The organism is Streptomyces sp. NPDC058371, from assembly GCF_042723265.1.
In the GTDB taxonomy this organism is placed as follows: domain Bacteria; phylum Actinomycetota; class Actinomycetes; order Streptomycetales; family Streptomycetaceae; genus Streptomyces.
In genome coordinates, this window is the sequence record NZ_JBHXJC010000004.1 from 524,023 (window position 1) to 543,616 (window position 19,594).

Here is a 19,594-nt window from a genome sequence, read left to right on the forward strand (position 1 = left end):
GGGCCGCAGCAAGACTTGTCGGGCGTGAGGCAGGCAACGCCGGAGATTTCGGGCAAGGCGGCGACGGGCCGGCAAGGGGTCATTAGGATCCGCGGAATGACGATCTTCACCGTTTCCACTGTCGCGGCGCTCGTCGACACGGCGGCACAGCAGCACGGTTCGCGCCCCGCGGTGCAGAGCCACGACCGGTCACTCACCTTCGGGGAACTGCGCGAGGCGGCCATGGAGACTGCCGCGGCGCTGCGCCGGGCCGGGGTGCGGCGCGGCGACCGGGTGGGCGTCTGCATGGCGAAGAGCGCCGACCAGGCCCTCGCCGTACTCGGGGTCCTCCTGGCGGACGCGGTCCTGGTGCCCGTCCTGCCCCGGCTGAAGCGCGAGGGAGTCGCGCACATCGTCCGGGACTCGGGCATGCGCCTGATGATCACGGACGAGGTCCGCGCCCGCGAGGTCACCGGCGCGGTGCCCGAACTCCCCTTGCTGTACGGCCAGGAGGCCGCGGTCGATCCGGAGCTGATCCTGCCCAGGCTGCGCGGGCGCGAACGCCAGGAGGGCGCGGAGCGCGAGAACCGTACCGGGGCGTCGATCGGCCCCGACGTCGCCGCGATCATCTACTCCTCGGGATCCACCGGGCGCCCCAAGGGGATCATGGTCACCCACGCCAACATCACGGACGGCGCGCGGATCACGGCGCAGTACCTCGGGGTCCGCCCCGACGACCGGATCGGCAGCCTGCTCTCGCTCGATTTCGACTACGGGCTGAACCAGTTGTGGCAGGCCCTTCTCACCGGTGCCTGTCTGTGCCTGCACGAACTCGTCTTCCCCGCGGACGCCTTCCGCTTCCTGCACGAGCAGCGGATCACGGTGCTGCCCGTCATGCCGGTGATCATCACGCGGCTGTTCGACCCGCGGCTGCTGCGTCGGCGCCCCTCGTACGACCTGTCCGCGGTGCGCTGTGTGTCGACGTCCGGCGGAGCGGTGTCCCGGCGGATGCTCGACGACCTGGCGGCCACGTTCCCGGCGGCCGAGGTCTTCCTCATGTACGGGCTCACCGAGGCGTTCCGTTCGACGTATCTGGAACCGGACCAGCTCGCCACCCGGCCCCACTCGATCGGCCGGGCGATACCGGACGTGGAGATCCTCGTGCTCGACGAGGAGCTGCGCGAAGTGGGCCCGGGGGAGCGGGGCGAACTCGTCCACCGGGGCGGCTGCGTGAGCAAGGGGTACTGGAACGCGCCGGAGGCGACCGCCGTCCGGTTTCGGGAGCTGCCTCGGTTCCCCGGTGAGCGGGTCGTCTTCAGCGGAGACATCGTCACCCGCGACGAGGAGGGATACCTCTACTTCGTCGGGCGCCGCGACACCATGATCAAGACGTCCGGCTACCGGGTCAGCCCGACCGAGGTCGAGGAGGTCGCGGTGGGATTCCCGGCGGTCGAGATGTGCGCGGCCGTCGGCGTGCGCAACATCGAGATCGGCGAGGACATAGCGCTGTTCTACTCCTCCACGAGCGCCGAACCGGTCGACGAGGACGCCTTGCGGCGCTTCCTCCGGGACAAGCTGCCCTCCCACATGGTGCCGCGGTACCTGTGGCGGCGCGACGGCTTCCCCGCCACCGGCAACGGAGGAAAGATCGACCGGCAGGAGCTCGCCGTGGAAGCGGCCGGCCGGGCGGGCGGGCCGGGCGACGACCACTGAGTCAGGCGGGTGCGGGGCGTCGGGCCAGCAGTCCGCGCGCCCACAGCCCGGGCGTGGTGTCCACGGCGGGCGGATGGGTGAACGGCCCGGCGCCGCAGGCCGCCTCTGCCACAGCGCTCAGGCGCCCCGGGGCCAGGCCCGCCACGGCGCCTCCGGTGACCAGGAGCCGGGTGTCGCACGGCAGGCTCGCGCGGTGCTCCTCGGGGAGCTGGCGCAGGGCCAGGAAGAGGCAGGCGAGGGCGGCGTCCTGCGGCGGTAGCGCCGTGCTGTCCCCTTCCCTCAGGCGCAGGTACCGGGTGCGGCGGTCCGCGGGCGCGACCGCACCGACGAACTCGTCGAGGACCGGGGTGTCCGTGAGCCGGGCGAGCAGCGAGCGGCGCGCGCCGGCCACCCCGAGACCGCTGAACACCTGGCTCTCGCCCCAGCCCGGGCCGGGAGCCGACGGGCCGGCCGCCGCGCAGCGGTGGACGTCGGTCGTCGAACCGCCGACGTCCACGACGAGGACCGGAGCCGTCCCGCCGCGCTCTGCGGCCAGCTCCCGGGTCGCGTCGCCCACCGCGTCGGGGGTGGCCGGCACCGGGGCGCCGAGAAGTTCCGACAGCGCCCGCAGCCCCTGCCGGTCCACGATGTCGGCCAGGTGGATGTGGCGCAGCGTCTGGGCCAGCGGCCCGCAGTCCGCGCGCAGTTGGCCGTCGATGACGTTCCCCGCGCGGTGGTGCGGGCGCAGCGCGGCGGCCGCGGCGGCGTCGTGGGCACCGGCCCACACCAGGATGCGGTGGGGGTGCTCCGAGAGGCGCATCGCGCGGACGGCGCGCTCGAGACGGCCGTGGTCGGTGCCGTCCACCCCTCCCACCATCACCAGGACGTCGACCAACGGCAGCGGTGCCTCCACGGGGGTGTGGAGCGTGCGGGTGTAGGAGACGTCGGCGCCCGCGGTCACGGTGGCCCGGACCGCGGCCGCGATGCTGTAGCGCCCGGTCAGGCCGACGACGCCCACTGTGGGGCCGGAGCCGGCCGAACTGCAGGCGCGCAGCGCACCGGCGGAGGGTGCGAAGCCGGACCGGGCCAGCAGGCGCGCGGCCTGGTCGCCGGGGGCGACGCCCCGCTGCCGCGTCTCGCGGACGGGTGGTCCCGTCACGCCGGACGGGCCGGTGCGCAGCAGCTTGATCACGGTGCTGCCGACGTCCATCAGCCAGACGGGCGCCGCTGCCGTCAGGGTCTGCCCGCTCATGCCAGGACGTGCAGGTCACGCAGCAGGCGTTCCCACAGGGGGCCCTCCTGCGCGCCGCCCGCTCCGGCAAGCGCCCGCTCCCGGCGCAGATCGGCTGCCGAGACGGGCACCGACCCGGGGTCCAGGATCCTGATCCGCCGGCCCGCGCCGCGTTCGGTCACCAGCCGCGAGGCGTTCTGCTGGTGAGGGGCGAAGGGGATGTCGATGGTGCCGGCCAGGACGGCGCGGAACACCGACTGGAGGAAGCTCGGTGCCGGATCGTCAAAGATCCGCTCCAGCAGCCGGTCCACCTCGTCGCCGATGAGGGCGGCCTCCTCGTCGACCGTCGAGTTGGTCACCCCACGCCCCTCGGGGAACATGTCCAGGACATAGCGCACGGCCCGGACCGCGGCACTGTTGGCCTCCACCGTCGGGACGCCCAGTGCCTCCTCGGGCGTCTTGACCACCACTTTGTCGGCGCCCAGCAGGGACGCCGCGGTGGAGCACACCGCGATCAGCTGCCAGGCGAGCGAGGGTTCGGCGGGGAAGGCGCCCATCCACTGGTGGTAGACCAGGCTGACGTGTACGTCCTCGAAGCCGAACCGGGCCAGGACGGCATCGGCCCGTTCGCGCAGCACCCGCGCCAGGGCGAGGTCCTGCTCCAGGCTGCCGGTGTGCCCGAAGGCGACGGAGAAGGAGGTGACCCCCTGCTCGGCGGCGAGCAGCAGCTCGCACAGTTGCACCGCGGCGACCATCATCGGCGGCACCAGGGTCGCCGTGAGGGGGCCGAAGGACTCGCGGTGCAGCGGGAGTCCGGCCGGTCCGCTCACTGCGCAGAGCCGGTCGACGTACTGCCAGTGCAGGAGCGCCTGGTCCAGCGGGAAGTCACGCGAGTACGGCAGCGTGTAGCACAGGCCGCCGCCCTCGATCTCGCTGATCCCCGCGGCCAGCGCAGTCTCCACCAGCAGCCGGGCGTCCGGCGTGCCGTGGCGCAAGCTGACCGGCCGGTCCACGTCCCGGAACAGTTCGCGCGTGGCCAGGTGCCCGTGGGCGATCAACGGGAAGCCGTTGAGGAGGTCGCGGCCGGTGGCGATGCCGGTCTTCAGGTGGCGGGCCGCCGCCGCGTAGTCGTTGTGCCGGGTGTGGCTGTCGATGGTCAGCGGGATGAAGTCGGCCTCGGCCTCGTGGAAGGCCCAGGTCAGTTTCCGCTGCTGCTCCAGGGTCGGGAAGCCCCCGCGCGGCTGGAGATAGGGCCGGCGGTGCGCGCGGCGGTGAGCGTGCGACGCGAACCTGCTCGCCGGCAGGGAAGCCAGGTAGTCGCGCGCCGTGTCCGTGCCCAGCCGGATCTCGCCATTGAGCCGCAACAGGGCGGAGCGCTCCCGGTCGAGGCCGTCCACCTGCGCTTCCCTAGTGGGCGTTGCCATGGTTCAAGTCCTGTCGCAGTGCGTGGAAGACGCCGTGGAAGTCCGGGGGACGGTGGAAGACCCGATGGAATCCGTACCCGGCGAAGATCCGATGGACCTCCTCTGCCGGCCGGTCCCCCACGACGAGGTTCCCGCCGGCGTACAGCAGGACGTCGGCAAGTCCGTGCTCGGCGAAGATCCGGCCGATGTCCACGCACGCCGTCTCGCCCTCGCCGTTGATCGACGAGACGAGTACGGCACGGCTGCCCGTCTCCAGGGTCGCGTCGACGAAGTCCTCGATCCTGGTGTTCGTCCCGATGTTGAACACACGGAACCCGTTCTCGGCCAGGCCGTGGGCCAGAACACGGTTGGCGACGACGTGGATGTCGTGCCCGATCACTCCGAGGGCGACACCCGCAGGTGTCTGCCCCCGGAATTCCTCGGCGGACCCGTTGCTCACCTCACGACTGGGGACGGCTCGCCAGGGTGGGCATGGGAAGGAGCGTGACCGACGTGTCGCTCTTCTTGCCCTGGACGTCGAAGTGCCGGAAGCAGGAGAACGTGTCCTCCTCGTGCTTGCTCTGCACGAATTCCTGCAGCTTGGGGCTCTCCTCGTAGATGCTCAGGAGGTTGGTGTCGAAGACGTTGCCGATCACCTCGGGGGCGCCGAGCTCGCAGATCAGCACGTCACCGTTCGAGTGCAGGTGCAGCTGGGCCTTGCCCTCGATGCAGCTGGCGTAGACGACACCGGGGTCCCGCAGCAGCGGCTGCAGGCGCTTCCAGGCTTCGGTGCCCGGACGGAAGTAGGCGGACAGGCAGCTGAAGAAGATCGAGGTCTGCGGGCTGCGGGCCTCGATCAGGGTCGCGATCGTGTCGCAGATGGCCTCGGGGGAGAGGGTGTTCTCGTAGCCCTGGTGGACCCCCGGAATCTCCATCTGGATCTCGTGCTTGCGCACCCCCAGGTCCGCCGCGAACCGGTGCACGTCGGCCATCCGCGCCTGCGTCTCGTCGAACAGGATGGTCTCGACGACGGTGTCGATGGAGGAGGAGGCCACCCCACGGCTGATCGCCTTGACGATCTTCGGGAACATCTTCTCGGTGACCTTGTAGAACGCCGAGTGGCTCGCGGCGTCGGTGTGGTTGAGAGAGAAGTGCAGTACGCCCAGACCCGCAGCCTCTAGACGGGCGAACTTCTCGTCCGTCAGCAGCGTCCCGTTGGAGTTGACCTGGGTGTGAATGCCCTTTTCGGAGCAGTAGGCGATGATGCTCTCGCAGAGGTCGAACTCGAGCAGTACCTCACCGCCCGACAGCTTGACGCGCTCCAGGTCGGGCAGCGTCTCCACCGTCTGTTTGACCTCGTCGAGAGAGAGGATCCGGCGCTCCTGAAGGTCATAGGCGCCACAGTACGAACAGCGGAAGTTGCAGCGCGAGGTGACGCCTATCTCGATGGCGCGCAGCTTGCCGAAACCGGTTTTGCTCATCTCAAGTGACTTGAAAGACAAAGTGGTTCCCCCATGTGTCGGTTCGACTGGTACATGCGTGCGATCACGTACGAACCGAGCATAGGGATATGGGACGGCGCGTCACAAGGACTCGTCCAAAGAGTGGAATCGGTCAACATACGGAAAAATGAAGGAAGTTGAGAGTAAGAACGGACCCGGTCTGCTATAACCCCCCGGCGTCCCGCGTGGCATTCGTAGCCGCTCGGCAGGCCAACTCCCCGCCTGATGGGTGTGGTTGCGGTCCGGGCGGGAGCACGGGATGTCGACAGGCGTGCGGGCCGTCCCGACCATCCGTCAAGGGGGGCCGGTCCGGAGCCTGTTGGAGCGGATGGGGCGCCGCGACAGGCGGCCGCGAAACAGGACCAAACACGCGGACTTCACCCGTTCTCCCCCAAAAGCAGGGTGGGCCTTTTTCTGCGCACTGCACTGTGCGAAGATCCGTGGCCATGACGGCCCGCACGATCGCCTTGCCGTCCGACGCGGACCACGTCGCGCGTCCTCCCACTCCCGTCGCGGCTCCCGAGCTCGTCCGGCAGTGACGGAGCCCGCTCAGTGCTGCCGGACCGTGCGCCCGTGGCCCGACGTGAGCGCCGCGCGGTCGCCGCGGACCGGCGTGCCGGGCCGCAGGCGTGCCGCGCGGCCGGCCTGTCGATCGCCATCCACAGAAGGGAGCACGCCTATGCGGCTCGTACGAAACCGGCTCCTGTCGTACCGAAATCAGCTCCTCCCGCACATGCAGCACTACTACTTCCCGGTACCGGAACAGCCGTATCTGCTCTGGTTCCAGAAGCCAGACGAGTCCAACGAGGCTTTCCATACCGACCGGTTGGGGTTCCGCTTCACCGTCTCCGGTGACCGGCGCACCTCCCCGGGCACCCACCAGGGCGACGGGCCCGTCCGGTTGCTCGCGGGCAGCTCCTCGGTGTTCGGAGTCGGGGCGAGCACGGACGCGGCCACCGTCGCCTCCCGGCTGTGGAGCACATACGCACCGGCCGAGCCGTGGTTCACCTTCGGGGGCCAGGCATTCAACTCCGCCCAGGAGTTGCTGCTCCTCACCCTGTTCCATCACATGCTGCCCCCGGTCTCGGAGATCGTGCTGTACTCGGGGGTGAACAACCTGGTGGTGAGCCGGCTGCCCGAGGAGCAGCAGGGCGTCCACGGTGCGCACTACATGGGCGAGGCGCCCGCCGCCGACGCCGCGGTGCCCGGCCCCGCCGAGCGGGTGCAGCGCGCCGCCGACCGCACCGCGGCCCACCTGCGCACCTGGCAGGCACTCGCCACCGCGATGGGGGCCAGGCTGGTGTTCGCCCTCCAGCCGCTGGCCTCCTGGGTGCGGGACGAACCGGCCGAGCAGGAGAAGAAGCTCTTCGCCGAGCTGGACAAGGCGTCTAACTTCCGCGGGGTGCACGCCGACATCGTGGCCATGGACGTGGGCCGCGACTACGCCGCCGCGCTGGACAAGCGGTGCCAGGAGCTCGGTGTGCCGTTCCTGGACACGAACCAGCTGCTCGCCAGCCGGGCGACCCCGCAGGACTGGCTGTTCGCCGACCGGGTGCACATGACCGACGCGGGGTACGACCTGGTGGCCCGGATCCTGGCCGAAGAGCTGGAGCTGCGATGAGCGCGCCCGGCACCGGCCCTCGCCCCGCACCCCGTCCGACGCGTCGGCGGCGCTGGCTGGCGGCGCTGCTGTTCTGGCGGCGCAGCAAGCTGCCCAAGCAGCCGGACGACCCGACGATCTACCCACTGTTCTGAAGGGGACGCACCGGTGAACACATCCGTGACGGCGCCCGGCCGGACCGTGCTGGGAGTCTCCGCGTTCTTCCACGACAGCGCCGCGGCCCTGGTCCGCGACGGGCGGGTGCTGGCGGCGGCGCAGCAGGAACGTTTCAGTCGCCGACGGCACGACGCGTCCTTCCCCGCGGAGGCGATCGAGTACTGCCTGCGGGAGGGCGGACTCACCGCCGGGGAACTCGACGCGATCGCCTACTACGAGGATCCCCGGCTCAAGTTCCGCCGGGTGCTGGCCACCTGGCTGGGCACCGCCCCGGCGGGCGCGGCCGTCTTCTCCCGGACGCTGCCGGAGTGGCTCACCTGGAAGGCGCGGGCCGCGAGCACCGTACGGCGACGCCTGGCCGTGCCGGGCGCGGGCCCCGTCCCGCCGGTCGAGGTGGTGCGCCACCACGAGTCGCACGCCGGCTCGGCCTTCCTGGCCGGCCCGTTCGAGCACGCCGCCGTGCTGTGCGTCGACGGGGTGGGGGAGTGGGCCACCACCAGCATCTGGCACGGGCAGGGTGAGCGGCTGCGGCCGGTCGCCGAGATCCGCTTCCCGCACTCCCTGGGGCTGCTGTACTCGGCGTTCACGTACTTCTGCGGGTTCAAGGTGGACTCGGGCGAGTACAAGCTGATGGGGCTCGCGCCCTACGGCGTCCCCCGGTACGCGGACCTGATCCGCACCCACCTGATCGACCTCAGGGCCGACGGCTCGTTCCGGCTCGACCTGCGCTACTTCGAGTACCTGCACGGGCAGGTGATGACCGGGGCCGCGTTCGAACGGCTGATCGGCGCGGGCCCACGCCGGATGCCCGAGTCCGACCTGACCGACCGCGAGTGCGACCTTGCCGCATCGGTGCAGCAGGTCACCGAGCAGGCGCTGCTCGCGATGGCCCGCACCGCGCTGGAGCGCACCGGTGAGAAGAGGCTGTGCCTGGCCGGGGGCGTCGCGCTGAACTGCGTCGCGAACGGCAGGATCGCCGAATCCGGTGTCACCGACGAGATGTGGGTGCAGCCGGCCGCCGGGGACGCGGGCGGTGCGCTGGGCGCCGCCCTCGTCGTGTCCGCCCGGCGCGGCGGGCCGTCCCGCCCGCACCTGGGCACCGGCCGCGACGCCATGGCGGGAGCGCTGCTCGGCCCCTGCTACGACGACGACACGGTGGCCGGCTTCCTGGACGGGGAAGGACTCCCGTACGAGCGGCTGGAGCGGCCGGACCTGCCGCATCGGGTGGCCGAACTGCTGGCCCGGGGACGGGTCGTGGGCTGGTTCCAGGGCCGCATGGAGTTCGGGCCCCGGGCCCTGGGCGCCCGCTCGATCCTGGCCGACCCCCGGTACCCCGACATGCAGACCACCCTCAACCTCAAGATCAAGTTCCGGGAGTCCTTCCGCCCCTTCGCCCCCGCTGTGCCGGCCGAGGACGCCAAGGACTGGTTCGACCTCACGCAGCCCAGCCCGTACATGCTGCTGGTCGCCCGGATCGCGGCCGGACACCACGTCGAGCTCCCCGAGGGCACCGGACACGGGCTGGACTCACGGCGGATCCCCCGCTCGGCCATCCCCGCGGTGACCCACGTCGACCACTCCGCCCGGGTGCAGACCGTGTCCCAGCGGGACAACCCCGAGTTCCACCGGCTGCTCACCGCCTTCAAGGCCGCGACCGGCTGCCCGGTACTGGTCAACACCTCGTTCAACGTCCGCGGTGAGCCGATCGTCGCCACCCCGCGACAGGCGTACGCGTGTTTCATGCGCACCGGTATGGACGCCCTGGTGATCGGCCGCCATCTGCTGCTCAAGGAGGACCAACCGCCATGGCACGACGAGGACTGGCGCCAGGAGATCCCGGCCGACTGAACGCCCCGTCCGGCCCGGGGCGCGTCGGGCGGGCCCTGCTCGCCCTGCTCTACTTCGTGCTGGTGGCGCCCGTGGGCGGCGTGCTCCGCCTGTTCCGCGATCCGCTCGCCCGCCGCCCGGATCCGGCGGCGGCGACCTACTGGCTCCCCGCCGCCCCGGCGCCACCGGACCGCGCGGGGGCCGGAGATCCGGGCCGCGGTCCGTAACGTACGGGCCCGCGCGAAACGGCCGGCGGGGTGGGGGCGGGTCCCCTGCCGACCGTGATCAAGACCGGCGGGGCCGACCGTCCCGCACCTGATCGCACCTGATCACACCTGCTTACGATGCGCGGAATTCGACAGCTGGAGGGGACCTTGACCGAAATTCAACTCTCAACGCCGATAACGCTGGACGACGATTTCCTGCAGAATCCGCACAGGCTCTACGCGTATCTGAGGGCGGAGCAGCCGGTACGGGAGGTCATCCTGCCGCGCGGCATCAAGGTATGGCTGGTGACGCGTTACGACGACGTGCGCACCGTGCTGGCCAGCCCGGTGGTGAGCAAGGACATCCTGCGCGCCGTGCCCTTGCTGGAGCGGCATTCGACCTCCGACCAGCCGCAGTCCTTCAAGGCCGAGTTGGCCCTGGCCGGGCACATGCTCAACACCGATCCGCCGGACCACACCCGGCTGCGGGCGCTGGTGAACAAGGCGTTCACGGTGCGCCGGCTGGAACGGCTGCGCGCCCGGGTCCAGCAGGCCGCCGACGAGTTGCTGGACGCGATGGCCGGGCACGACGAGGTCGATCTGCTGTCCAGCTACGCGTTTCCGCTGCCCACCACGGTCATCTGCGAGTTGCTCGGCGTCCCCGACACCGACAAGGACGAATTCCGGGACACCTCCGTCACCATGACCTCGGCGGCACGGCACGAGGACATGGCCGACGCCGCGAAGCGGATGGTGGACTACCTGACGAGGCTGGTGGAGTCGAAGCGGGACGCCCCCGGGGACGACCTGCTGACCGCGCTGGTGAACGCCCGCGAGGGGGATGTCGCCCTGACGGACGCCGAGTTGCGTGCCATGGCCTTCCTGCTGCTGGTCGCGGGGCACGAGACCACGGTCAACCTGATCGGCAACAGCGTGCGGCTGCTGCTGCGCAACCCCGACCAACTGGCCGCCCTGCGCGCCGATCGCAAGCTCCTGCCCGGTGCGATCGAAGAGATCCTGCGGCACGAGGGGCCTCTCAACATCGCGACGTACCGCTACACCACGAAGCCTCTGCAGCTGGGGGACGTGCTGGTGCCGGAGGGGGAGTTCGTCATGATCTCCCTGGCGTCGGCCAACCGGGACGGGGCGAAGTTCCCCGAGCCCGACCGGATGGACATCACGCGTGATCCGACGGGCCACCTCGCCTTCGGCTACGGGATCCACTACTGCGTGGGGGCTCCGCTGGCCAGGATGGAGGGCGAGATAGCGCTCGGCAGCCTGCTGGACCGGTTCCCGCGACTGGCGCTCGCGCGAGAGCCGGAAGAGCTGACGTGGCGGCCCAGCACCCTCATGCGAGGCCTGGAGAGCCTGCCCGTGCGCCTGCGGTGACCGCGTTCCCTGCCCGCCGGCCGACGCGGGGCCGCCGGGCAGGGGGAGCGGACGGTCAGAGGGTGACCTTGCGGACGGCAGGCAGGGAGAGCAGCACCACCGTGCTCAGCACCTGCCACAGCGCGGCCGCCCAGAGCACGGTCCCGGCCCCGCCCACGGCATCGGCCACCGCGGCCGCCGCCACCAGCCCGATGGGGGAGAGGGAGTAGGAGCACACCGCGTCGAAGGACGACACCCGCGCGATCAGCTCGCTGGACACCTTGCGCTGGAGGAGGGTGGTCCAGATCGCGTTGAAGACGGCCAGGGCCGCGCCCCCGACGAACACGGCCGCCACCGTGAAGGGCAACCGGGTCGGCAGCGCGAGGCACGCGATGGGGAGCGCCCAGGCGGCCTGGGCCAGGACGATCACGACGACCGGCCGCTTGGGCCTCCATCGCATCAGCACCGGGGCCGCGACGATGGAACCGATCCCCAGGACGGCCAGGACGATCCCCCAGTCGTCACTGCCGCCCAGGTCCTGCTTCGCGACGATCGGGCCGAGCACCAGGAAAGGCGCGTACAACAGCGCGTTGAACAGGGCGAAGGTGACGCTGGTGAGCCAGATCCAGGTCTGCCGGCGCCACTCGGTGAAGCCCTCGCGCAGGTCGGCCAGCGGCGTTCGGGCGGTGCGCTTGGCGTAGGGGGGGATTTTCACCAGCGCCACCGCGATCGCACTGACCAGGTAGGTGCCGGCGTCCAGGGCGAGCACCGTTCCGGGGCTGGTCGTCACGATCAGGAATCCGGCGAGCGCGGGGCCCGCCACGACACCGATGTCCTTGGCGAGGCCGAGCAGCACGTTGGCCCGCTGCAGTTCCGCCGCGGGGACGATGTCGGGGGTGAGCCCGGCCATCGCCGGGGTGAAGAAGCCGGTGCCGACGTTCTGCAGGGCGTGCAGGAGCAGCATCGCCCACACCGGCGCGTGGCCCGTCAGCACCAGCGCGGCGAAGGCGGCCTCGGACACGAACCGGAGCGTGTCGCTGACCAGCATCACCCCGCGCCGGCCGAACCGGTCGGCCACGACTCCGCCCGCCAGCAGGCACAGCACGTTGGCGGTGACTCCGCCGGCGATGACCAGTCCCAGGTCGGAAGCGGAACCGCCGCTGTCCAGCACGGCGAACGCCACTGCGATCCGTTCCATACCGGTACCGAGGAGCGAGATGCTGTGACCGGCGTAGAAGCGGCGGAAGTTGCGCTGGGCAAGGGGGCCGAACCGCTTGCGCGGGGGGCCCTGGGTCTCGGTGGCGTCCATCCCCTCAGGCCTGCCGCACGGCGGATCCGGGGGCCGGCCAATCGCCCTTTGCGCAGAGGGCCTGCCACTCCTCGGAGCTCAACGCCTTGGCCACGGCGGGAGAATCGTCCGTGAGGCGCTGAGCGAACGCCGCGTTGTGCGCCCGGATCTCGGCATCGTGCGCTTCGAGCGGGCTGTCGGGTGTCAGGTCGAGCAGCCACAAGGGCTTCAAGTCGGCTCCGCGCAGGGCCTTTCCGCCCGGGGTGGCGATACCGGCGTGCAGCCGGCGCACTCCGGGCATCCGGGCGGGAATGTAGTAGGCGAGATTGAAGTACTCGGCGGCTCCGCGGAGTTGCTCGTACTCGAAGCCGACGGCACGCAGATAGACCGTGTCCCCGTCACGGACGTAGAGGCAGCAGCCCACGGCCGGTTCGCCGTCCAGGGAGCACAGCAGCACCTCGGCCCGGTCCCCGGCGAGTTCGGCATGCTTGCGAAACGCCTCGATGTAGGCGTCCGCGCTGCCTGCGATGCCGTATCGCTGCTCGGTCCTGGCCGCGAGCCGGCCCACATCGGCGTAGCAGTCGCGCAGCACGCGGTGCTCGACCCGGTACCCGGCCTGCTCGAACTTGCGGACCTCGCTGCGCACCCGCTGTCGCCGATGGCCGGACCCCATGGTCTCCAGCCACTGCTCCCAGCCGCCCGGCGGGATCTCCAGCGAGGCGTCAGCGGTCAGGGCGACCGGCAGCGCCCGGACTCCCGCCGCCCGTAGGGCCAGGACGTCGTCCGTGGTGAGGTACATGGCGACGCGGGCCGAGCCCGACGGGGCCCCGGACGGGCCCTGGGGGTCGGGCAGCGAACGTACCGTGTCCAGCAGAGCGGCGGCCGCCTCGGCCCGGTCCGCTCCGGACGAGGTCAGCAGATGCGCCAGATAACCCCGGCGCTGAGACACCAGGACTCCACCGGGGGCGGGACTCGGCAGCCCTCTCTCGGCGAGCAGGTCGTGCCAGCGCAGGTGCGGGTTGGACATGCCGTCCGGTTCCGTCGCCGCGATGGGGACCGCCGCGCGGCCGCCGGCCGACAGCTGTACGTGGGCACCGCCGGAGGTCGCTCCGGGTTCCAAGGCCACCAGGCGAAGCCAGAAGGCCGACGAGTAGAAGTGGCCCTCGGCCGCCTCGTCCCACTCCTCGTCGGTCAGGCCGCCCAGTGGGTCGGCGAAGTAGTCGGCCCCCATTGCCAGTTAACTCCCGCGGTCGGGTTCGATGGACCTTCGCTGAGGGCGTCAGACGCTGCCCTACTCTAACGTTCATGGGATCATCTGCTGCCAGAGAAAACCAGTACCTGCTTGTGTTCGGGGCGACAATGGCTCTGCGCGAGAGGGCGGTTGTCGCCGCTTTGCGCGTGTTCGACGGCCCCGTCGTCACGATCGCGCGCTCCCATGACGCACGCGCCGCGAAGTTCTTCGACCACGTTCTCCTGGGTGACTTCAGCGACCCCGAAGCCTCGCTGAAGGCGGTGGTCGATTTCGAGAAGGAGACGGGGATGACCCCCGCCGGAGTCGTGCCGTTCTTCGATCCGGGACTGCTGCCCGGCCGGGCGATCGCCGACCACTACGGGTTGCCGTTCCTCAGCCGTCAGGCCATCGAGGACTCGTCCATCAACAAGAACCGGATGAAGGACCGCCTGCTGGCCGCCGGCGTGGCCACACCGCGCTACATCACGGTGGACGGCCTCGAATCCGTCCGTGCGGCCGTCGCCGAGCTGGGGCTGCCCTGCGTCATCAAGCCCGCGGCGTTCGGCGGCAGCCTCGGCGTCCGGCTCATCACGGACGAGGCGGACATCCCCGATGCCTACGCCACCGTGCGCGGCATCATCACGGCCAATGCCGCCACGTTCACGGTGAAGAACGAGGGCATCCAGGTCGAGGAGTTCTGTTCGCTCTCCGAAGAGGTCTCCGTCGAGGTGCTCACCCACGGCGAGCGTCCCCAGGTGCTGGCCGTGACCGACAAGTCGCACGGCCCCAGGCCCTACTTCGCGGAGATAGGCCACCGCGTGCCCAGCGTCCACTCCGAACGCGCCGACGTCATCGACCTCGCGGAGCGCGCCTGCACGGCGATCGGTCTCGATCGCGGGGTGGCCCACGTGGAGCTTCGCCTCGAAGGGGACCAGCCTCCCCAGATCATGGAGGTCGGCGCCCGGACCGCCGGCGACGGCATCCTGGACCTGGTGGAGCGGGCGCTGGGGTTCTCCCCGTACGAGCTGCACATCCGCTCCTACCTGGATCGCCTGGACGGCCCGCTGCCGCAGGTCCGGCCGGTCGGTCTGGCCGCCCTCGCCGTCCTCAAGGCGCCGGCCGGCCGTATCGCCCGGATCCGGCCCGCCCGCACGGTCGACGCAGCGGTGCGCTCCTACGAGGTCTTCGCCACCCCGGGGGCGGTCTCCAGCGGTCAGCAGGCCAACTACCTCCACCGGGAGGGGTACGTGGAGTGCTTCTGGCCCGGTGCCGCGCCCGAGTCGGTGCCGCGCTCGGCCCACCTCGACGTGGCGGCCGAGCTGGCGACGGAGATTTTCGAGATGGAGCCGGTCGACAGTGGGCTTGATTTCACACGCAGTTGATCGAAAATTTCAACAAGTCGTCAATGAACTCGTGTAAATTGACGGTCCGTTGTGCTTGTCAACTCGGAGCGACAACGGGGTCCGTGACCAACCTGCCCTGTTGTCCTCTCCGGGTGATCGTCGGACCGGGGGAGACGATGGGGATGCAGACCACACACGCGGAGTTGTCGCGGGTGATGTTCACAAGTGAGCAGATCAGCGCGCGTGTTCAGCAACTCGGCGCCGAGATCACCCGTGACTACCGTGGCCGGGAACTCGTGGTCATCGGTGTCCTCAAGGGTGCGGCCGCCTTCACCGTCGACCTGGCCCGGGCGATCGATCTGCCGATCGTCATGGACTGGGTGGCCGTCTCCACCTACGGCAAGGGCAGCGCACTCGGCACCCCCCGGATGCTGAAGGACATCGGCGAGGACCTGACCGGTCGCGATGTCCTCGTCCTCGAGGACATCCTGGACACCGGGACCACTCTTTCCTGGCTCATGGCGCAGTTCAGGGAGCAGTCGCCCGCCTCGCTGCACTGTTGTGTGCTCCTGCGCAAACCACGCGCGGTCGCCAAGCCGGTGGAACCCCGCTACGTGGGCTTCGACATCACCGAGCACTGGGTCGCCGGATACGGCATCGACTACGCGGAGCGGCACCGGAATCTCAATGAGATCCACGCGGTGAACCTTCCCGCACCCGCCTGACGCTCCCCGCTCTTCCTCTTCCCTTCCTTTCATCTTCGCGCGGCCGTTCCCGCCGCTCCTCACCCTGCTCGCGTCGCCCTGTCCCCGTGCTCGACGCGCGGGGCGATCGGCCTTGCCCTTTGGAGAACCGTGGACACTTTCGACCTTGCCATCATTGGTGCCGGCCCTGCCGGACTCGCCGCCGCCCAGCGGCTGGCCGGAGCGCCGTACAAGATCGCGCTCATCGACAGTGGAAAACCCGTCGGCGAGCGCGACCGCCATGCCGCCGTCGACATGACGCGTGGCCACGGCGGCGCGGGACTTTTCTCGGACGGAAAGTTCTCGTTCTTCCCCTCGGCCAGCGAACTGTGGACGCTGCCGCGCCCGGACGACCTCCAGGCCGCGTACACCTGGACCTGTGAGCTGCTCGGTTCCTACGGCCTGGACACCCCGCCGTTCCCGGCGGATCCGCGCGCGTACACCGTGGGCGCCGGGGAGTGGATCCTCAAGGAGTACCCCTCCGACTACCTCCCCCTGGAGGCCCGCCTGCGGCTGACCGCCGACATGGTCGCGGCGGCCGAGGCCACCGTCATCACGCAGACCGAGGTCACCAAGGCCGTCCACGACGAGGGTTCGGACACGTTCCGGCTGACGCTGTGCGACGCCAAGGGCCAGACGTCCGAGCTGACGGTCGGCCGGCTGATCGTGGCCAGCGGACGGTTCGGCCCGCTCGGACTGCGCTCGCTCACCGAGGAACGCTCCTTCAAGCGCCTGGAGGTGGGGTTCCGGATCGAGCAGCCGGCGGACAAGGCCTTCTTCAAGGACATGAAGCAGCTCGACCCCAAGCTCCGCTTCCGCGAGCAGGACGGCAGCGTGGAGTGGCGTACGTTCTGTGCCTGCCGTCAGGGAGAGGCGGCGCTCACCGAGACGCAGGGCCTGTGGACCGTGTCGGGACGCTCCGACTGCCCGCCCACCGGGCGCTCCAACGTGGGCTTCAACACGCGCATCATGGACGAGTCGGTGGCTGCCCGGGCCATGGCTCCGGCGCTCGCCGCGATGGCGGACGAGGAGTCCTTCTTCACCGTGTCCATGCAGGACCTGGTCGCGGGTGAACCGACAGCGGTCGAGACCTTCGACCGGGTCTACGGCGGTGAGCTCCGCGAGATCATGACGCGCGGCCTGACCCGTCTCGCCGCCGCCTATCCCGCTGTCAGGGACAGTGACACCCGGTTGGTGGGGCCCACCCTCGAAGGAGTCGGCTGGTACCCGAAGGTGGACGGGGACCTGCGGCTGCTCGATGCCCCCGCCTGGGTGGCGGGTGACGCGGGTGGGCTGTTCCGCGGCATAGTGGCAGCGATGATCAGCGGTCACTACGCGGCGGACTCGGCGCTGCGGGCACTGGAGGCGCAGAGGTGACGACACACCCGGCACCGCGTCGGCCCCCTGTCATCGGCGTCGGCGCGGTGTTGCTGCGGCCGGACGGCCGCGTCCTGATCGGCCACCGCGTCAAGAGGGGCGAGCCGGCCTCGTGGTGCCTGCCCGGCGGTCATCTGGAGCCGGGCGAGAACTTCGAGGCGGCCGCCGTGCGGGAGATCGCCGAGGAGAGCGGCATCCACGAGGTGGCGGACGTGCGGGTGTTCGCGTACGCACTGAACACCGCCGGGGCCCGCACGCATCTGACCGTCGGCGTGCTGGCGCGCACACGAGCGGATGCCCCCGTGGCGGCTGTGACGGAACCGGACGTCTTCGACCGATGGACCTGGGCCCCGGCGGCCGAGCTGCCGCAGCCCCTCTTTCCGGCGAGCGCCGCGCTGCTCGCCGCGTGGCGGGGTGAGCAGGCCCCCGCGGGATGGGAGTTGTATCCGGGGGCCGTAAGCGGGTCGGCGCTGAGCGTGGAGCGATGACGCGGCTGCACCTGTTCGACATGGACGGGACGCTGCTGCGGGGCACCACCGCGAGTCTGGAGATCGCCAGAACGGCGGGCTGCGTGCCCGAACTGCTCGAGCTGGAGGCGGCCTTCGCGGACGGCCGGCTGGACACCCGCGGCTTCGCCGCCGCACTGGGCCGGCTCTGGCGAGGGCTGTCCCCGGACCTGGTGGCCCGGGCCTTCACGGAGGCTCCCTGGATGAGAGGGCTGGCGGAGGTCATGTCGGACATCCGGCGGCGGGGGGAACACTCGGTCGTCGTCACGATGTCGCCCGACTTCTTCGCCGAGCGGCTGGTGGCATTCGGCGTCGACGCGGTGGCCGCCTCCCGCTTCCCGACGCTGCCGTTGCGCACCGCGCCCGACCCCGCCGGGATCCTGACGCCGGCGGACAAGGTCGACATCATGGACCGCATCCGCACGTCCTGGGGGCTCGACCGGGGATCGTGTGTAGCGTACGGGGATTCCGGATCGGACATCCCCCTCTTCCGCGCGCTGCAGGACACCGTGGCGGTCAACGCTGCCCCCGCGGTTCGCGAGATCGCCCGCTACCACTACGACGGCGACGACCTGTGCGAGGCCTACCGCATCGTGGCCGATGCGACGCGTTTCCCCCAACAGAAGGAGCAGCGGCCGTCATGAGTTCCCCCCAGGTGGGCGTCTTCCTGTTCGACCGGCGCGCATGGACGAAACTCCTGGTCCTGTGCAGCGCCGTGCTCTTCGAGGGCATGAGCCTGTCGAGCATCAACGTGCAGTTGGCCGGCATCCAGAGCAACCTGGAGCTCCGCCCCGACCAACTGCAGCTGGTCGCGGGCGCGTTCCTCATGACCTACGCGGGGCTCCTCCTCATCGGCGGGAAGTTCGCCGACCGGTGGGGGCGCCGGCAGATGTTCCTGGTCGGCGTCACGGTGTTCGGCGTCGGCTCGTTGGGCGCCACGCTGGCCCAGGCGGCGCTGCCGCTCATCGTGGCACGCGCCGTGCAGGGCGTTGGGGCGGCTGTCACCGCGCCCGCCGCCGTGGCGCTGATCGTCACGGGGTTCCCCGAAGGAGCGCCCCGCAACAGGGCACTTGGCGTCTTCAGCGCCATGGGAGCAGCCGGGTTCTCGCTCGGTGTCGTCATCGGAGGCCTGCTCACCCAAGGATTCGGGTGGCGGGGGGCGTTCTTCCTCTACGTCCCCCTCGCCGCACTCGTGCTGGCCGTGGCGCCGCGTGTCCTCGATCCCGAACCCGACGCCGGACAGCAGCGGGGCTCGATTCCCTGGCTGCCCGCGCTGCTGATCACGGGTGGGCTGATAGCCGTGGTGTACGGGGTCGGCAGGGTCGGCACAGGTTCCACCATCGAGGCCACGGCGGTCGCAGGTGCCGGCCTCGTCGCGACGCTGGCGTTCCTGGTGGCCCAGTCCAGGGCGCGGGTGCCGCTGCTGCCGCTGAGCCTCATGTCCGATCGCCGCATGGCGGCGGCATGCCTCGCGCTGGGCGGTGCGTTCGCCGGCATCACGGGGGCCATGTTCCTCGTCGCCACGGATCTGCAGGAGCGACAGGGCCACTCGGCACTGGTCGCAGGCCTGGCGTTCCTGCCCCAGGGGATCGCGGTCGGCCTCCTGTCCACCCCGGCCGCCCGGCTGGCCAACCGCCGTCCGACGACGCTGCTGCTGCTCACCGGGCTCGCGGTCATCACGGTGGGGCAGCTGCTCTACACCACGGTCGAGCAGGGCAGCTATGTGGCCCATCTGCTGCCCGCGGCGCTGCTGGTGGGAGCCGGCATCGCGGTCGCGTACCCCGCGGCCACCATGCTGGCCAGTGCCGCCGCCGACATGCACCACCAAGGAACGGCGTCAGGCGCTCTGGTCACCTGCCAGCAGGCCGGCGGGGCACTGGGTGTCGCGGCGGTGACCGCGATCCAGAGCAGCGCTCCGGGCGGCCTGTGGGGCGGCCCGTACAGCCTGTGGGGCTGCTTCGGATTCGCCGCGGCGGCGCTCTGCGGCTGCGTCGCGCTGCTCCTTCCCCGGCGTGGCAAAGAGCAGTACGCCGCGAGCGGTGTCACCGCCGATTCGCTGAGCGGCACCAAACGCGACTGACGTGACGGAAGGGTCCCATCAAACCGCAGAACCATTGATTT

Annotated in this window: 18 protein-coding genes; 12 read left to right on the forward strand and 6 right to left on the reverse strand. The window is 70.7% G+C overall.

Features of this window, described 5'->3' with window-relative positions; all coding sequences use genetic code 11:
• Window positions 1-96 precede the first annotated feature (96 nt).
• The gene (locus ACFWM2_RS17110) at window positions 97-1,692 is read left to right on the forward strand and encodes an AMP-binding protein (protein ID WP_383279628.1); all 1,596 of its coding nucleotides are present in this window, start codon (window positions 97-99) and stop codon (window positions 1,690-1,692) included.
• Window position 1,693: 1 nt separating this feature from the next.
• Here ACFWM2_RS17110 and ACFWM2_RS17115 read toward each other — a convergent pair whose 3' ends face one another.
• From ACFWM2_RS17115 to ACFWM2_RS17130, 4 genes are read right to left on the reverse strand one after another with little or no spacing between them, the layout of a single operon-like run.
• A complete protein-coding gene (locus ACFWM2_RS17115; RefSeq protein WP_383279631.1) occupies window positions 1,694-2,923 on the reverse strand; it encodes a glutamate mutase L in 1,230 nt (409 codons plus the stop codon).
• Window positions 2,920-4,326 carry a hypothetical protein gene (locus ACFWM2_RS17120; protein WP_383279634.1) on the reverse strand — a complete coding sequence of 469 codons (1,407 nt, stop codon included), beginning with the start codon at window positions 4,324-4,326 and terminating at the stop codon, window positions 2,920-2,922. Before ACFWM2_RS17120 ends, ACFWM2_RS17115 begins: the two co-directional genes overlap by 4 nt.
• Entirely contained in the window at window positions 4,310-4,765 is a 456-nt protein-coding gene (gene glmS, locus ACFWM2_RS17125; protein ID WP_383279637.1) for a methylaspartate mutase subunit S, read from the reverse strand. Before glmS ends, ACFWM2_RS17120 begins: the two co-directional genes overlap by 17 nt.
• 1 nt (window position 4,766) lies before the next feature.
• On the reverse strand, window positions 4,767-5,786 hold the full coding sequence (locus ACFWM2_RS17130) for a radical SAM/SPASM domain-containing protein (protein ID WP_383279640.1): 1,020 nt from the start codon (window positions 5,784-5,786) through the stop codon (window positions 4,767-4,769).
• A 700-nt stretch (window positions 5,787-6,486) separates the two neighbouring features.
• Here ACFWM2_RS17130 and ACFWM2_RS17135 point away from each other — a divergent pair.
• The 5 genes from ACFWM2_RS17135 (at window position 6,487) to ACFWM2_RS17155 (ending at window position 11,006) form a co-directional block, all read left to right on the forward strand.
• Window positions 6,487-7,428, forward strand: coding sequence for an SGNH/GDSL hydrolase family protein (locus ACFWM2_RS17135; RefSeq protein ID WP_383279643.1), 942 nt, complete (start codon window positions 6,487-6,489; stop codon window positions 7,426-7,428).
• A complete protein-coding gene (locus ACFWM2_RS17140) occupies window positions 7,425-7,562 on the forward strand; it encodes a hypothetical protein (protein ID WP_383279646.1) in 138 nt (45 codons plus the stop codon). Before ACFWM2_RS17135 ends, ACFWM2_RS17140 begins: the two co-directional genes overlap by 4 nt.
• Window positions 7,563-7,575: 13 nt before the next feature.
• Window positions 7,576-9,432: a carbamoyltransferase gene (locus tag ACFWM2_RS17145; RefSeq protein ID WP_383279649.1), complete on the forward strand. Its 1,857-nt coding sequence runs from the start codon at window positions 7,576-7,578 to the stop codon at window positions 9,430-9,432.
• Window positions 9,390-9,638, forward strand: a complete 249-nt coding sequence (locus tag ACFWM2_RS17150) for a hypothetical protein (RefSeq protein ID WP_383279652.1) — start codon at window positions 9,390-9,392, stop codon at window positions 9,636-9,638. Before ACFWM2_RS17145 ends, ACFWM2_RS17150 begins: the two co-directional genes overlap by 43 nt.
• A gap of 147 nt (window positions 9,639-9,785) precedes the next feature.
• Window positions 9,786-11,006, forward strand: coding sequence for a cytochrome P450 (locus tag ACFWM2_RS17155; protein WP_383279654.1), 1,221 nt, complete (start codon window positions 9,786-9,788; stop codon window positions 11,004-11,006).
• Between the two features lie 55 nt (window positions 11,007-11,061).
• Here the strand turns inward: ACFWM2_RS17155 and ACFWM2_RS17160 are convergent, their stop codons facing one another.
• Together ACFWM2_RS17160 and ACFWM2_RS17165 are read right to left on the reverse strand one after the other, a co-directional pair.
• On the reverse strand, window positions 11,062-12,294 hold the full coding sequence (locus ACFWM2_RS17160) for an MFS transporter (RefSeq protein WP_383279657.1): 1,233 nt from the start codon (window positions 12,292-12,294) through the stop codon (window positions 11,062-11,064).
• Between the two features lie 4 nt (window positions 12,295-12,298).
• A complete protein-coding gene (locus tag ACFWM2_RS17165) occupies window positions 12,299-13,504 on the reverse strand; it encodes a GNAT family N-acetyltransferase (protein WP_383279660.1) in 1,206 nt (401 codons plus the stop codon).
• Window positions 13,505-13,578: 74 nt separating this feature from the next.
• Between ACFWM2_RS17165 and ACFWM2_RS17170 the strand changes: the two genes are divergently transcribed.
• The 6 genes from ACFWM2_RS17170 to ACFWM2_RS17195 all read left to right on the forward strand — a co-directional run bounded on the left by ACFWM2_RS17170 (window position 13,579) and on the right by ACFWM2_RS17195 (window position 19,553).
• Window positions 13,579-14,886 (forward strand): acetyl-CoA carboxylase biotin carboxylase subunit family protein, encoded by a 1,308-nt coding sequence (locus tag ACFWM2_RS17170; RefSeq protein ID WP_383279663.1) that lies wholly within the window; start codon window positions 13,579-13,581, stop codon window positions 14,884-14,886.
• Window positions 14,887-15,029: 143 nt separating this feature from the next.
• The gene (hpt, locus tag ACFWM2_RS17175) at window positions 15,030-15,572 is read left to right on the forward strand and encodes a hypoxanthine phosphoribosyltransferase (protein WP_383279666.1); all 543 of its coding nucleotides are present in this window, start codon (window positions 15,030-15,032) and stop codon (window positions 15,570-15,572) included.
• Window positions 15,573-15,701: 129 nt separating this feature from the next.
• Window positions 15,702-16,967: an FAD-dependent oxidoreductase gene (locus tag ACFWM2_RS17180; protein WP_383279669.1), complete on the forward strand. Its 1,266-nt coding sequence runs from the start codon at window positions 15,702-15,704 to the stop codon at window positions 16,965-16,967.
• Window positions 16,964-17,455, forward strand: a complete 492-nt coding sequence (locus ACFWM2_RS17185; RefSeq protein ID WP_383279672.1) for an NUDIX hydrolase — start codon at window positions 16,964-16,966, stop codon at window positions 17,453-17,455. Before ACFWM2_RS17180 ends, ACFWM2_RS17185 begins: the two co-directional genes overlap by 4 nt.
• Entirely contained in the window at window positions 17,452-18,117 is a 666-nt protein-coding gene (locus tag ACFWM2_RS17190; protein WP_383279675.1) for an HAD family hydrolase, read from the forward strand. The genes ACFWM2_RS17185 and ACFWM2_RS17190 overlap by 4 nt, the downstream gene beginning before the upstream one ends.
• Window positions 18,114-19,553, forward strand: a complete 1,440-nt coding sequence (locus ACFWM2_RS17195) for an MFS transporter (RefSeq protein WP_383279678.1) — start codon at window positions 18,114-18,116, stop codon at window positions 19,551-19,553. Before ACFWM2_RS17190 ends, ACFWM2_RS17195 begins: the two co-directional genes overlap by 4 nt.
• The last annotated feature ends 41 nt before the right edge of the window (window positions 19,554-19,594 follow it).